Origin of the sequence: Leptotrichia buccalis C-1013-b, from assembly GCF_000023905.1 — a bacterium.
GTDB classification, from domain to species: domain Bacteria; phylum Fusobacteriota; class Fusobacteriia; order Fusobacteriales; family Leptotrichiaceae; genus Leptotrichia; species Leptotrichia buccalis.
Genome location: NC_013192.1, coordinates 2318789 through 2332826, shown reverse-complemented (window position 1 = coordinate 2332826; position 14038 = coordinate 2318789). Strand labels below are relative to the sequence as shown.

Sequence of the window (14038 nt, the reverse complement as noted above, 5' to 3'; positions counted from 1 at the left end):
TTCAAAATAACTCCCATCTCCTTTCTAATTTTTTTGTCATTGTAAATAATAAGTCTTACTCATCGTCATCAGCATTGCTGTCGCCTGGTGGAGAAGTTGATGTATCATCATTATTCCGTCGTTCGCCACCTTGTTGCTGAGAATTTCCAGGATTACTATTTTGTCTATCTATTTGATTTATTGTGTCATCAATAGTTCTCTCAATTTCCCTTTCATTTATATTTTGTTGTGAACGCTTGATAATTTCTTCAGTCGATCTTTCTCGTTTTCTTACAGCCGCTCCACTATTTACCACAACGGATACTTTTTGTCCACGCTGTATTTTCGTTCCAGCCGCAGGATTTGTGGAAATAATTGTATTTACTGGTAATGTTGGATCACTTGTTTGAGATACAGAGCCAATTTCAAGTCCAATCTGTTTTAACAATTCTCTGGCATCATTTACATCAAGTCCAGTTATATTTGGCATAACTGATGGATCTATCATTTGCTGTGAAGACACTAATATTGAAATCTTTTGATTGACTTCAAGTTTTGTACCAGGTTTTGGATAGACTCCTAAAATTGTGTTGTATTTTTGGTTAGATGGAAAATAATCAATTGTTTCAATTTGAATATTCTGTCCTTTTAACCGAGATCTTGCTTCTAATAGTTCCAGTCCAACTATATTAGGTACTTTTACATCTTCTCCATTGTTTACCCATATTCTAATAACCCTGTTTACCTTTACTTCCTTTCCTGGACGTGGATCCTGATTATAAACAGTGTCCAATGGAACTTTTTCTGTCTTGGAGTTAATAACTTTAACTTTTAGTCCAGCCTCCTTCAGATATTTTATCGCATCCTTTTTATCAAGGTTTACGACATTTGGTATTACTGTAAGCCTAGTGTTAAAAAAATGACGCTCAAAAACATCTTTTCCAAATATTGCCAACGTCACTAAACAAAGCAGTACAATAATAGTTCTAAAAAATTTACCATAATTAAATTTATATTTTGTGGCCATTTTTCACCTCGTTATTTTTATTGTTGATTCTTTACTCTATATAATATCATAAATATTGAAAAAATGATATAAATTTATTTTTTTAGATTGTAATTCGTCTTTTATATTTTTTAAGGTGAAAATTATATCTTAAATTACTTGAAAAATTAGGTTTATATACTTTATTAATTAGAAAAGTTTGTAATAAATTCATTATTTAAATGGGAAATAGTATCAGATAGACATAGAAATAGAATATTCACTCAAAAAAAGACAGGAGTACATTCCCCTGTATGGGAAGCCCCTGCCTCTCTGTATATATTTCATAGCTTTTAAACCATTTTCATCCATCTTATCTTTTCCATGTCACATGTATCTAATAGACTCTGTTTCCGTATCTATCCTTGCAGTAATACTCACCATTAGCCCTCTTAAAACATCTTCTACCTTCTTCTCTTCTCTCCTGTTCCGCTTCTTTCCATAGGGCAATATCACGTGCACTGCATCCTATAATTGCCACAGTAAGTATAATCATAAGTAAAATTTTCTTAAACATTGCATATCATCTCCTTCTGTTTTAAATATCTATGTCAGATATTTATTCTGTTTTATGTATTAACTATTTGTGTTCTTTTTATATTTTTATTATACAATATTTTAATCTGGAATACAAATTGCTTTTTTTTCGCAGGATTGCTCATTGCCGCAAATCCTTATCTTGCAGTAAAGGTTTATCCTAATAATTAAAATTGTGGCAAGATTGCTACGCAATACCTATGGCTAGACTACGACTTTTATTTGCCCAACTCCGAAACTCCTCCTTATAGTCGTCAAACAGTCGTAGTTGAACAAATAAAAGCTCCGTCGGTTTATTAAAACAAAAAAATTATATTTTAATTCTTTAGAAATACTAGGTTTTATCCTTTATTGGAAAAGTTTGTAATAAATTCATTATTTAAATGGGGTTTAGTATAAATTAAATAAAATAATCTAATACTAAATCGCATTATAAAATAGAAACGGTATTAAGGATAAAAAGTTTTAATTCTTTTGATTAATTTTATTTTGAAATAAAAATAAAAACTCTCATTTACTTTTAATTTATGTATGCTATACTTAATACGAAGGATGTAAAATTTAAAAATAATAAATTAAAGTTAATGGAGGAAAGATATGAAAAGAATAGCAATTGCACTTTTTTCTTTAGTCAATATATTGTCATTTGCGGCGAATGAGAATATTGTGAGAAAAATAAGTGTTACAGGTAATTCGGAAAGAGAAATTATGCCCGATCTGGCAAGAATTAATTTTAAAATTGAAGAAAAAGGAGAAAATTTAAGTAAGACAACGGATGAAGTTAATAAAAAAGTGGAAAAGTTTAAAAATGATTTAAGAGCTAAGAAAATATCATTAGAAAATTTGGAAACAACAGCTTTTTATAACAGAAAAGGAATAGATTATGATGATGAAGATATACTCGATGTAAAGACAGTGCCTAATAAAAATGTGAAAAAAACTGACAAAAAGCCAACTTCATATGATGTCCAAATGTCAATGCTCATAAAAAATACAGATTTTAATAAAATTTCTACATTAATTGACCTGGAAGATGGAAATAACCTTCAAAGTATTCAGAAAAATTTTGATGAAGATTCTTTTGCGTTTAGTATAAATGAAAATGATACAACGGTTGAAAGAGCTTTAGATAAAGTATTTAACAAACTTAATACTTCAAGAAGAAAATTAGTTTCAGCTGGAATTCCTGAAAAGGATATTATTTTAAGTGATTATAGAATTAAAGAAAATTATTCAGAGAATAAAAGAAACAAAAAAGATGTGTATTTTGTAACAGATGAATTTGTGATTACAACAAAGAACATAAAAGACTTAAATACAATAATTTCAATTGCAAACGATAATAAAATAAATATAAACGGTTCAATTAATTTTGATTTGTCAAATAAGGATAAAATTGAGTCAGAAATGTATAACGATGCTTATAATCAGTCAAAACAGAAAGCTGAAAGTATTTTACGTTCAAGTAAGATGAAGCTGGGGGCACCGATTATTGTAAGTGAAGATGTGGAATTTCAGCAAAAAATGATTGACAGGATTGATCAGGATTGGGAAGTGACTTATGATGCGATGGCGGCACCATCACCTTCAATGGAGGCATATTCTACTAATAGTATGGACGCGAGAAAGTTGAAAGCAGCAGGAAGAGCCGCAGTTGACTATACTCCAAAACCGTTAAAATTGACACAGAATATATCGGTTATGTATGAAATGAAATAAAAAATTTAATTTCATAGAAAACTAAAATAATAGTTTAGCGTGCTATGTAAAGAAAGGATTTTAAAATGAAAAAAATAATAGTATTACTTATGGTAGTTTTTTCAGTATTGTCATTTGCAGATGGTGAAATTACTGGAAAAAGAATACAAGTCAGAGGCGTTGCAAAAAGAGAAATTGCTCCAAATTCTGCAAAAATTGGACTTGTAATTCAAACTGAAAATGAAAGTCTGGATAAAGCTGGTGCAGAAAATTCTCAAATATTGGAACGATACAAAAAACTTCTTGCTCAAACAGGAACAAAATATAATAAAATTTCGTCTACAGGGTATTCAACGTACGAATCATATAACTGGGATACAGTTATAGAAAATAAAGGGAAAAAGGAATACAAAACAAAACTTTCTGTAGAAGTAGGCAGCATTTCACTTGATGCATTAAAAAATTTTATGAGTGTACTTGCAAATGAAAAAATTTATTCTTTAAACAGAAATAAAAATGGAACATATGTTTTTTACATCGAATCTCAAGAAGCAACAAATAAAATTGCATATCAGAATGCAATGGCAAAATTTAATGAAATACAGCAAAAATTGGGAAGAGCTGGAATTTCTCAAAACCTTGTAAAGATTTCAGGATATGACAACAAGGAAATAAGTCTTGAAAAGCAAGTAAATAAGAAAAAAAATATTCAAGTTGTATCACATAAATTGGAAATTGAAACACGTGATTTGAAAAATCTAGGAAATATAATAAATCTAGCAAGTTCTCTTGGAATTGGGACAACAGGGCAAATTGACTACGATATTGACAACAAGCAACAGCTAGAAAATGAACTTTATGAAAATGCCTACAAGGAAGCTCTGAAAAAAGCTCAAGTTATTCTTGGAAAAACAGATTTAAATTTAAAGAACCCTGTCACAATAACAGATAAATCAAACGGAGTTATTCAGCCATACTATGATTATAACTACAATTATTACAATGAAGCAAATTACGCAACTAATATGATGCAATTGAAAAAAAGTGATAAGGAAATCATTGACAATGCGACAAGAAGAAATATCGTGATTTCTCCAAAAAAACTAAATATTTCAAAAACAGTTTATATTGAATTTGAAATGGATTAGTATATTTAACAAAAAGATAGCAAGAAGTCGTAGGCTTTCTATAAGTGGGAGATGAATTGCTTTTTTTGTAAAAAAATTGAAAAAAGGATACGTCTATGATACAATTTTTGTATAAAATATCGAAGAGAAATCATTAATAATAGAATTTCTAAAGAAATAATTAAAAATAATATTCAAAATCAAAAGGAGGTGTAATTTCATGAAATATAATTTAGCATTCAAATACAGAATTTATCCAAATAAAGATCAAAAATTATTGATAAACAAGACTTTTGGATGTGTTCGTTTTGTTTACAATACAATTTTGTACACTGCGAATAAAATTTATGAAGAAACTGGAAAAAATAAAATAATTACACCTGCCAGTTTGAAAAGTGAAAATCAATTTTTGAAAGAAGTAGACAGTCTGGCACTTTCAAATGCTCAATTAAATGTAAAACGATCGTTTACGAATTTCTTTCAGAAGAGAGCGAAGTTTCCGAGGTTCAAATCTAAAAAGACTAGTGTTAAAAGTTACACGACAAATTGTGTGAATAATTCGATACGAATTGAGGAAAATAAATATTTGGTTTTGCCAAAATTGAAAAGAGTGAAATTGAAATATCATAGAGAAATACCAAAGAATTATAGAATAAAGTCGGTAACACTAACAAACAGTAATGGAAATTACTATGTTTCTGTTTTGACAGAATTTGAAAAAGAAATTCAAAAAATACCAAGTAGCGATAAAGTAATTGGGCTTGATTTTTCAATGTCTGAATTATTTGTCAGTTCTGAAAACCAAAGGGCTGATTATCCAAGATATTTTAGGATGTTGGAAGAAGAATTGAAAAAATTGCAGAAATCATTATCAAGAAAAGTGAAATTTTCTAAAAATTGGTATAAGCAAAAAGTGAAAATATCAAAATTACATGAGTATATCAAGAATTGTCGAAGAGATTTTTTACATAAATTATCGAAAAAATTGTCTGAAGCGTATAATGCTGTGGCTGTTGAAGATTTGAATATGAAAGGGATGAGCCAGGCATTAAATTTTGGGAAAAGTGTAGGAGATAATGGATGGGGAATGTTTTTGAGAATGCTTGAGTATAAACTGATATTTTCAGGGAAACAATTTTTGAAGATAGATAAGTGGTTTCCATCATCGAAAACTTGTAGTAAATGTGGAAACGTTAAAGAGGAACTGAAATTATCAGAAAGAAGTTATAAATGTGAGTGCTGTGGAATTGAGATTGATAGAGATTATAATGCGGCATTGAATATAAAAAACATTGTAAAAGAAATGATGGAATATTAGGAAAATAAAAGAAAGCAGGGTAGGAACTATCCGAAGAGCTTGGTAAATATATTTTGGCTAGCAAAAGCAGATACTTCCCAAGAAGCTCCCGCTTCTAAAAGCGGGAGTAGTTCACATGCGCAAATGCCTTTATATCTAATTTCAATAATAGTAGGAGCAAGAGTGAGTTTTGCATTAACGTATATGTTTGTAAAACTTGATAAATAGTAAAATTTGGCAGGAGTTTATATCTCCTGCTTTTTTTAAAAATATAAAAAATGAGGAGAGTGATTACTTATGAAAAAAAGTTTAGCAATGATTTTGTTTATTATGCTAATTGCTGGAGTAATCGGAAATGGTGCGACACGTGGGAACAGGAAAAAAGTGAGAAGAAAAAGAACTGATAGTGGGAAAGTGAGTGGAAAAACTGTGAATTTATCGAATTATGTTGGTGTGAAGAAAGTCAGTATTTTTGTACAAGGGTTTGAGAGTGGACCTGCTGTTAGCAAAATTATTTTAGAAATGAATGATTACAGAATAACAAATTTAAATAAAGATGGCTGGAAAGTGAAAACGAATGGATTTGAACGAAAAGTAGAAAATATTTATGTGTCTGATAGAAAAGGGGAAAAAGCATTTGACACAGGAATTATTACGCTTGAGCTGGAAAATAAGTTTGATACAAAAACTTTGAAGTATGAAGGGACACCATTTATGTATAATAGAGAAAAATTTTTTAATGAATGGGCAAAAGAATATATTGTGGAAATTGAAGGAAAAGTTACAGTTAATGGGAAAGATTACTTAGTTAATAAAAAAGAAAATGTAATTAATAATAGAGTCTCAACTGATACAGAATTATTCAATTATAGAAGTTCATTTAGTGGAAATTACAAAAATCCGATTACAAAAAAAATGGAAAATCTGAAACTGGAAATGGCAGCTTATGAGCCTAAAAGTCTAAAATCAGGAGTAAAAAAACCTTTAATTATTTGGCTTCATGGACAAGGAGAAGGGGGAACAGATCCTGATATTGATATTTTGGGAACAGAAACTTCGGCACTTGCAAAAGAGGAAATTCAGAAATATTTTACTTCTGGAGGAACTGATACGAAAGGTGCATTTGTGCTAGCTGTGCAGTCGCCAACGTACTGGATGGACGAAGGAGATGGAACTAACGGAAATGGAAGTGGAATTTCCAGATATACTCAAATTTTGATGGACACAATTAAGGAATACGTAAAACATAATCCGTATGTTGATACAGACAGAATTTATCTTGCTGGAGATTCAAACGGCGGATATATGACTGTAAATATGATAATTACTTATCCAAATTATTTCGCTGCAGCTGTACCGATTTGCGAAGCGTATGCTTACCGCGAATATGAAAAAAATTCCGATGGAACCTACAAGAAAAATAACATTAAAGTTACAATAAATGGAAACAACAGTATAATTTCAAAATTTATTGAAACAAATAAATTATGGGTAACGAGAGAAAAAATTCAAAAAATGAAAAAAACGCCAGTGTGGTTTATTGCGGCAGCCGATGATAAAATTGTTATACCAAACAAATTCTCACTTCCAACGTATCAAGATTTATTAAAAGCAGGAGCAGACAATGCATGGTTTTCATATTATGAAAACGTAGTTGGAACAGATGTATCAAATTCAAGATTTCCTGGACATTTTTCGTGGATATATTTCTTGAATAACCAAGTGGAAGGGGTACAAGACAGGAATAAAATAAAAAATTCCAGAGATACAGAGACTTTTGGATTTGAGCCAAGCAATGCTGGAAGAGGTGGAAGCGAAAAGGCTGTTGTTAAGGGAAAAACATTTGAAAATATATTTGAATGGATGAATTTTCAGACAAAAAATGCTAAAAAATAAAAATTTTTTTGATATTTGTTTTGTACGGTAAAATGTATGATTGTAAAACTTCACGATACTAAAAATAACAGGTGTTCTGCAAAAAATACTTGCAATTTTATATAAAATTGTAGTATGATGTAACGGTAGGGAAGATTTTTAATGAGAGATTTAAAAATCAGAATAGACTAGAGAAAAGTGAGGTAAAAAAGATGGCAAGAGAAACATTAAATCCATTTGAGATTGCACAAAAACAAGTAAAATCAGCTTGTGATAAATTAAATGCAGATCCAGCTGTTTATGAAATCCTAAAAAATCCTATGAGAGTGCTTGAAGTATCGTTCCCAGTAAGACTAGACGACGGAACAGTTAAAACATTTATAGGATACAGATCACAACACAACAATGCAGTAGGACCTTTCAAAGGTGGACTTAGATTCCATCCAGATGTAACTAAGGATGAAGTAAAAGCATTGTCTACTTGGATGACATTCAAATGTTCAGTAGCAGGAATCCCTTATGGTGGTGGAAAAGGTGGAATGGCAATTGATCCTAAAGATTATTCTAAAGCTGAGTTAGAAAGAATCTCTAAAGGTTTTGCAACAGCAATTTCACCAATCATTGGAGAAAAAGTTGATATACCAGCTCCAGACGTGAACACAAACGGACAAATTATGTCTTGGATGGTAGAGGCTTATGAAAAAGTTGCAGGAAAATCAACAAAAGGTGTATTTACAGGTAAACCATTAGAATTTGGAGGATCATTAGCAAGAACAGAAGCAACTGGATACGGAGTTCATTTAACAGCTAAAAAAGCATTGGCAAAATTGAACATGGATGTTAAAGGAGCAACTTATGCTGTACAAGGATTTGGAAATGTAGGATTCTACACAGCTTACTATGCACATAAAGATGGTGCAAAAATTATAGCTTTCTCAAATTCTCATGTTGCAATTTACAATGAAAATGGAATTGACATGGAAGCTGTAATCAAAGATTTTGAAGAAAATGGACGTATTTTAACAAACAAAGGTTACGGAAAAGATATTACAAATGCTGAATTATTAGAATTGGAAGTTGACGTTTTAGCACCATGTGCTTTAGAAAACCAAATCACTTCTGAAAATGCTGATAGAATTAAAGCAAAAGTAATTACAGAAGGAGCAAACGGACCAACTACTCCAGAAGCTGATGAAATCTTATTCAAAAAAGGAATCGTAGTTATCCCTGACATTTTAGCAAATTCAGGTGGAGTTGTAGTTTCATACTTTGAGTGGGTACAAAACCTACAAAGCTACTACTGGTCATTTGAAGAAGTTCAACAAAAAGAAGATGCATTATTATCAACAGCATTTGAAGATGTATGGGCTTTAGCAGATGAATATAAAGTAGACTTAAGAAATGCAGCTTATATGAAGAGTATCGAAAGAATTTCAAAAGCAATGAAATTAAGAGGATGGTATTAATTTATAATTAACTAATTAAAAAAAGACTTTTCTATTAATATTAAATAGGAAAGCCTTTTTTGTTTGATACAATTAACATGCCTTAATAATATATAGCCATAAAATTTAAAAAATTATCTTTTTTCTAAAATATGTATCATTCCTTGCTCTACGATATGTTTTATATGTTCATCTTCTAGAGAATAGTATACAATTTTTCCTTCTTTTCTATGTTTTACAAACCTTCCCTGTTTTAATACTCTCAGCTGATGAGAAATCGCAGACTGTGTCATTTTCAATAAATTTGCAATATCATAAACACACATCTCCTCTTGAAAAAGGGCGCTTAAAATTCTCATTCTAGTTGTATCTCCCAATATTTTAAAAAAATCAGCTAAATCATATATGATTTCTTCTTTTGGCATAGTTTTTTCCACTCTTTTAACAACATCTTTATGAATGGCTTTTGTTTCATAAGTTGTATTTTCTTCTTCTTTTATAGCCATTTTTTCCTCCAGATTTAAAATTATACACTACATTATATCATACCAAATATTTAAATTAAAACAAGAACGTATAATTTTTAGAAAAATTTATATTATCAAAACTAAAATTTTTACTTTTTAATAATAAATATGCTATAATACTTTTATGAAAATAAATTTAAGCATATTACAAAATGAAGTAAAATAGGAGGAAAAATGTTAGACAAATTGGCACACTTGAGAGAAGAAGTGTTAGCAAAACTTAAAGAGGTGGAAAACCTTGAGGAATTGAATGACTTGAGAGTTAAAATATTGGGGAAAAAAGGGGAATTTACAGCTATTATGAAGGGAATGGCTGGGATTGCGGCTGAAAAGCGGGCTGAATTTGGGAAAGTTACGAATGAAATAAAAAATGTACTGCAAAATAGATTTGAAGAAGTAAATACTGACTTGAAGGAAATTGCAAAACAGCAAAGACTGAAAAATGAAACTATAGATGTGACTTTGCCAGGAAGAAAGGCTAACGTGGGTTCGCTTCATCCGCTTACAAAGACAGTTATGGAAATAAAGGACATTGTTTCTACAATGGGATTTGACATTGTGGATGGACCAGAAGTGGAATATGTAAAATACAATTTTGACGCATTAAACATTCCAAAAACACATCCGTCACGTGAAATTTCAGATACATTTTACATCGAAGAAGAAAATGTTGTGCTAAGAACACAGACTTCTGGTATGCAAATTAGATATATGGAAGACAGAAAACCGCCATTTAGAATGATTTCGATTGGGAAAGTTTATCGTCCAGACTACGATGTGTCCCACACGCCAATGTTCCATCAGATGGAAGGACTTATGATTGGAGAAGACGTTTCTTTTGCTAATTTTAAAGCGATTTTGGAAAATATCGTGAAAAAAATATTTGGAGAAGACAGAAAAGTAAGATTCCGTCCGCATTTTTTCCCATTCACAGAGCCATCTGCTGAAATGGATGTAGAATGTGGAGTTTGTAAAGGAGCTGGATGTAGAGTTTGTAAAGGAACTGGATGGCTTGAAATTTTAGGAAGTGGAATGGTAAATCCGAAAGTTCTGGAAGGTGTTGGAATTGATCCGAAAAAATATCAAGGTTTTGCATTTGGGCTAGGGCTTGAAAGAATTACAATGCTTAAATATGGAATTGATGATTTGAGAGCATTTTTTGAAAATGATGAGAGGTTTTTGAATCAATTTTAATTAGTATTGGGGGAGAAAAAATGATATATAAGGTTGATGTTAATTCAAATTTGATAAATGAATTTAAAAAAGAAGTCAAAAAAATTGGAAAAAATGAAAATGAAGTATTATCTGCTTTGTTACAGGAATATCTGGAAGATTTGAAAGATTCCGAAGATTTGGATAAGGCAATTGAGGAAAGTGATGGAGAATTTTATTCTAGTGATGAATTTTGGGATTTAGTAGGTGTATAATGGCTTATATTGTAGAATATGATAGAAGAGCATTAAAGAGTATATTAAAATTGGATAAAAAATCCCAAAAACAAATAAAAACTTATATCAAGGAAATAATTGAAAAACTTGAAAATCCACGTAGTCAGGGAAAAGCACTACAAGGTAAATATAAGGGAAAATGGCGATATAGAGTTGGAAATTACAGAATTTTAGCTATAATTATTGATGAAAAAATAACAATTTATATTTTTGATATTGGACATAGGAAAGAGATTTATAAATAAATTTAAAAAGTGGAGAAAAATATGAGAATACGCAGATTTGAGGAAAAAGACGCTAAAAAAGTATCTAAATTGATTATTGAGACATTGCGGAAAACGAATATAAAAGATTATTCTACTGATTCAATAGAAAATCACGTAAATAATTTCCAGCCTGAAAATGTTCTTAAAAGAGCCTCGTGGACACATTTTTATGTTGCCGAAGAAAAGGGAAATATTATTGGATGTGGAGCAATTGCACCATATTGGAATAAAATTGATGAGAGTTCTTTATTTACTATTTTTATATCGCCTGAACATCAGGGAAAGGGAATAGGACGAAAAATTATTGAAACATTGGAAAAAGATGAATATTTTTTAAGAGCCAAAAGAATCGAGGTACCTGCATCTATTACAGCTGTACAATTTTACAAAAAAATGGGATATAGTTGCAAAAATGAAGTAAATAAAGCAGATGATGAAGGAATTGTAAGAATGGAAAAATTTAGATAATAAATTACTAATTTAATTGGAAGGTTAAAAATGGAAAATGAATTAGAAATAAAAATTGATGATGAATTTGCCAAAAAAGTTTATGATGAAATTTGGGATAAATATCAAAAAACTGCGCAAACAAAGGCTTTTACAAAAATTACATTGGCGAAAGATGAACTAAAAATAACAGATAGTAAAGTTATGGGATTACCCTATGTTCCGATAGGAAAAAAAATTCCAGAAACGTCCGATGGAAATGAGATGTTTTTGGTTGCACAGATTAATTGTGAAAATTTGAGAGGATTGAAGGATTTTCCCAAAAAAGGAATTTTACAATTTTTTGTAGCTAACGATAGTCTTATGGGACTTAATTTGGGGCAAACTGTTCAAAATGGATTTAGAGTGATTTATCATGAAGAAATTGGGAAATTTTACAATACAGAAAAGTTAAAAGATATTTATAATCCACAAAAATTTGAAGAATATGGTGTTACAGAAGATAATCAAAGTTATAAAATGAATTTTGAATTACAAACTGAAAAAGAAAGATTTGAAGATTTTTTTGAAGATATATTTGACGAAATTTGTGAAGAGAAAAGTTTAGACTCAGCACAAGAATTGAAACTTTATGAAAAGTTGCAGAACTTAATAGATTATTCAGATGATTATCACTCACAATGTGAAGGTTTTCCATATTTTACACAGGAAGATCCAAGAAAATATGAGGAAAAATACCAAAAATATGATACATTGCTGTTTCAGCTTGACAGTGAACATGATAAAACCAAAGGAAAATGGAAAGTTTGTATCGGAGATGCTGGCGTAATAAACTTTTTTATAAATCGTGAAAAGTTGAAAAATAAAGATTTTTCAGAAATTCTTTATAACTGGGATTGCAGTTAAAAATAAAAATAGGATAATTTTGGAAAATGAAAGAAAAAATATTAGGAAAAACAGTTGGAAAAGCTGGAATTTCACAAGTTTTGATTATAAAAACTACATTTATTATGGCAATTTGCATTATTTTGGGATTTTTCCTTATAATTTCATCGCTTGTGAACTGGGGAAAAAATTATTTTGAGTTTTTATTCTGGATTGGAATTTTTGTTGTGGCATTTGTGCCAATTCAGTTTTTACGGCTGAAAATGGATGAAAGTTCTGTTGGGAAATATATTTTTTATGAAAATGGCTTTGAAGATGTCTTGAAAAAGAAAAAAATATTTTTTGAAGATGTGAAAAATTATTTTTATTTAAATTTAAAAAATGGTTCTGATAATGTTGAATTTCTCGTTATTGAAATAGAAAATCAAAAAAAATTAGAAAAAATTACAATAAATTTAAAATTAAACAAATTGGCTTCAAAATTATTTGTAAAAAATTATGTTGAATTTGTTTTGAAAAATGAATTTGATAAAAAAGTTAAAAATCAAGATGATTTTGAATTTAAGTTTGGAATTATTGAAGAAATTGATTCTGCGAAAGATAAGATTCTTAGCTTGAATATGGATAAAAATTTGGAAAAAGTCAAAATTTCTGAATATATTTTTTTAGATAAAAATGGAATTAGAATGGAAAATCAAAAAGACAAGATTTTGGAAAATTATTTTTGGAAGGAAATTGGAAAAATTACGGTTTTAGAAAATAAGAACAATAAAAATATACAAATTGAGAAGAAAACAGGAGAAATTATTTTTTCAAAAAATATGAAGTATATAGAAAAACCTGAATTATTTATAAAAGTAGTAAAAAATATTTTTATTTAATTTTATAGTATGAATATTGATTTAATATATATCTTTTTATAAATTCTATGTTTTTTCTTTTTCTAAACGCAAGGGAAATCAATCGCCATTTCCCTTTATTTCGCAATAATAGTTATTTTAACATATTTAAATAATAGCATATTAAAGAGAATGGCGAAAGTGCTACGCACTATCCCTGGCTTGTCTAAGAATTTTTTGAAAACAAAATTGAAACTCGCTTCGCTCAAACAGTAATTTTTATTTCCAAAAAATCACGACATTTTTAATTTAATAATACCAATTGTAATACTAAAAAATAATAAGTAAAATTTCGTTAAAAGAAAAAGAACTGTTTGAGATTTTTGAATGTAATTTAAATTGTAATTACTTAAAGAAATGAAATAATCTTTATTAAAAATCGAGTTTTCTTTTTCTTTTATAAGAAAGTTTTGCGTAAAGCGTGGGTGCAGGGAGATGGCGTTTGATCTCCCTGCTTAGAAAAACTTATGATAAATAAAAAGAAAAAATAATTACTAATCAAAAAACTTGGATTACCATTTATTAATAAAATAGATTGTATAATATATTTGAAATAAAAAAAA

Annotated in this window: 15 protein-coding genes; 12 read left to right on the top strand and 3 right to left on the bottom strand. The window is 29.4% G+C overall.

Annotated elements, in window-relative coordinates; all coding sequences use genetic code 11:
* Nucleotides 1-55: 55 nt before the first annotated feature.
* Nucleotides 56-1006 (bottom strand): PASTA domain-containing protein, encoded by a 951-nt coding sequence (locus LEBU_RS10915; protein ID WP_015770377.1) that lies wholly within the window; start codon nt 1004-1006, stop codon nt 56-58.
* A gap of 355 nt (nt 1007-1361) precedes the next feature.
* A complete protein-coding gene (locus LEBU_RS10910; RefSeq protein WP_338034382.1) occupies nt 1362-1520 on the bottom strand; it encodes a hypothetical protein in 159 nt (52 codons plus the stop codon).
* Nucleotides 1521-2158: 638 nt separating this feature from the next.
* Here LEBU_RS10910 and LEBU_RS10905 point away from each other — a divergent pair.
* From LEBU_RS10905 to LEBU_RS10885, 6 genes are all read left to right on the top strand, one after another.
* Nucleotides 2159-3280, top strand: a complete 1122-nt coding sequence (locus LEBU_RS10905) for an SIMPL domain-containing protein (protein WP_015770375.1) — start codon at nt 2159-2161, stop codon at nt 3278-3280.
* 65 nt (nt 3281-3345) lie between these two features.
* Nucleotides 3346-4407 carry an SIMPL domain-containing protein gene (locus tag LEBU_RS10900; RefSeq protein ID WP_015770374.1) on the top strand — a complete coding sequence of 354 codons (1062 nt, stop codon included), beginning with the start codon at nt 3346-3348 and terminating at the stop codon, nt 4405-4407.
* Nucleotides 4408-4606: 199 nt separating this feature from the next.
* Nucleotides 4607-5704: an RNA-guided endonuclease TnpB family protein gene (locus LEBU_RS10895; RefSeq protein WP_015770373.1), complete on the top strand. Its 1098-nt coding sequence runs from the start codon at nt 4607-4609 to the stop codon at nt 5702-5704.
* 39 nt (nt 5705-5743) lie between these two features.
* Nucleotides 5744-5911 (top strand): hypothetical protein, encoded by a 168-nt coding sequence (locus tag LEBU_RS11930; protein ID WP_157859527.1) that lies wholly within the window; start codon nt 5744-5746, stop codon nt 5909-5911.
* Between the two features lie 69 nt (nt 5912-5980).
* On the top strand, nt 5981-7579 hold the full coding sequence (locus tag LEBU_RS10890; protein WP_015770372.1) for a prolyl oligopeptidase family serine peptidase: 1599 nt from the start codon (nt 5981-5983) through the stop codon (nt 7577-7579).
* Nucleotides 7580-7770: 191 nt separating this feature from the next.
* A complete protein-coding gene (locus LEBU_RS10885; RefSeq protein WP_015770371.1) occupies nt 7771-9024 on the top strand; it encodes a Glu/Leu/Phe/Val family dehydrogenase in 1254 nt (417 codons plus the stop codon).
* Between the two features lie 113 nt (nt 9025-9137).
* Here the strand turns inward: LEBU_RS10885 and LEBU_RS10880 are convergent, their stop codons facing one another.
* Nucleotides 9138-9509: an ArsR/SmtB family transcription factor gene (locus LEBU_RS10880; protein WP_015770370.1), complete on the bottom strand. Its 372-nt coding sequence runs from the start codon at nt 9507-9509 to the stop codon at nt 9138-9140.
* A 195-nt stretch (nt 9510-9704) separates the two neighbouring features.
* On the opposite strand from LEBU_RS10880, the gene pheS reads away from it, so the two are divergent.
* The 6 genes from pheS to LEBU_RS10850 are packed head-to-tail and all read left to right on the top strand — an operon-like array spanning nt 9705 to nt 13457.
* The gene (gene pheS / locus LEBU_RS10875; protein ID WP_015770369.1) at nt 9705-10724 is read left to right on the top strand and encodes a phenylalanine--tRNA ligase subunit alpha; all 1020 of its coding nucleotides are present in this window, start codon (nt 9705-9707) and stop codon (nt 10722-10724) included.
* A gap of 20 nt (nt 10725-10744) precedes the next feature.
* Nucleotides 10745-10957 (top strand): hypothetical protein, encoded by a 213-nt coding sequence (locus LEBU_RS10870; protein ID WP_006805360.1) that lies wholly within the window; start codon nt 10745-10747, stop codon nt 10955-10957.
* Nucleotides 10957-11223, top strand: a complete 267-nt coding sequence (locus tag LEBU_RS10865) for a type II toxin-antitoxin system RelE family toxin (RefSeq protein ID WP_015770368.1) — start codon at nt 10957-10959, stop codon at nt 11221-11223. The genes LEBU_RS10870 and LEBU_RS10865 overlap by 1 nt, the downstream gene beginning before the upstream one ends.
* A gap of 21 nt (nt 11224-11244) precedes the next feature.
* Nucleotides 11245-11712, top strand: coding sequence for a GNAT family N-acetyltransferase (locus LEBU_RS10860; RefSeq protein WP_015770367.1), 468 nt, complete (start codon nt 11245-11247; stop codon nt 11710-11712).
* Nucleotides 11713-11742: 30 nt separating this feature from the next.
* The gene (locus LEBU_RS10855; RefSeq protein WP_015770366.1) at nt 11743-12597 is read left to right on the top strand and encodes a YwqG family protein; all 855 of its coding nucleotides are present in this window, start codon (nt 11743-11745) and stop codon (nt 12595-12597) included.
* A gap of 26 nt (nt 12598-12623) precedes the next feature.
* A complete protein-coding gene (locus tag LEBU_RS10850) occupies nt 12624-13457 on the top strand; it encodes a hypothetical protein (RefSeq protein ID WP_015770365.1) in 834 nt (277 codons plus the stop codon).
* Nucleotides 13458-14038: the final 581 nt, after the last annotated feature.

Coding starts and splice junctions, on each gene's coding strand:
- LEBU_RS10915 (WP_015770377.1), bottom strand. CDS start 1,006: ATGGCCACAAAATATAAATTTAATTATGGTAAATTTTTTAGAACTATT.
- LEBU_RS10910 (WP_338034382.1), bottom strand. CDS start 1,520: ATGATTATACTTACTGTGGCAATTATAGGATGCAGTGCACGTGATATT.
- LEBU_RS10905 (WP_015770375.1), top strand. CDS start 2,159: ATGAAAAGAATAGCAATTGCACTTTTTTCTTTAGTCAATATATTGTCA.
- LEBU_RS10900 (WP_015770374.1), top strand. CDS start 3,346: ATGAAAAAAATAATAGTATTACTTATGGTAGTTTTTTCAGTATTGTCA.
- LEBU_RS10895 (WP_015770373.1), top strand. CDS start 4,607: ATGAAATATAATTTAGCATTCAAATACAGAATTTATCCAAATAAAGAT.
- LEBU_RS10890 (WP_015770372.1), top strand. CDS start 5,981: ATGAAAAAAAGTTTAGCAATGATTTTGTTTATTATGCTAATTGCTGGA.
- LEBU_RS10885 (WP_015770371.1), top strand. CDS start 7,771: ATGGCAAGAGAAACATTAAATCCATTTGAGATTGCACAAAAACAAGTA.
- LEBU_RS10880 (WP_015770370.1), bottom strand. CDS start 9,509: ATGGCTATAAAAGAAGAAGAAAATACAACTTATGAAACAAAAGCCATT.
- pheS (WP_015770369.1), top strand. CDS start 9,705: ATGTTAGACAAATTGGCACACTTGAGAGAAGAAGTGTTAGCAAAACTT.
- LEBU_RS10870 (WP_006805360.1), top strand. CDS start 10,745: ATGATATATAAGGTTGATGTTAATTCAAATTTGATAAATGAATTTAAA.
- LEBU_RS10865 (WP_015770368.1), top strand. CDS start 10,957: ATGGCTTATATTGTAGAATATGATAGAAGAGCATTAAAGAGTATATTA.
- LEBU_RS10860 (WP_015770367.1), top strand. CDS start 11,245: ATGAGAATACGCAGATTTGAGGAAAAAGACGCTAAAAAAGTATCTAAA.
- LEBU_RS10855 (WP_015770366.1), top strand. CDS start 11,743: ATGGAAAATGAATTAGAAATAAAAATTGATGATGAATTTGCCAAAAAA.
- LEBU_RS10850 (WP_015770365.1), top strand. CDS start 12,624: ATGAAAGAAAAAATATTAGGAAAAACAGTTGGAAAAGCTGGAATTTCA.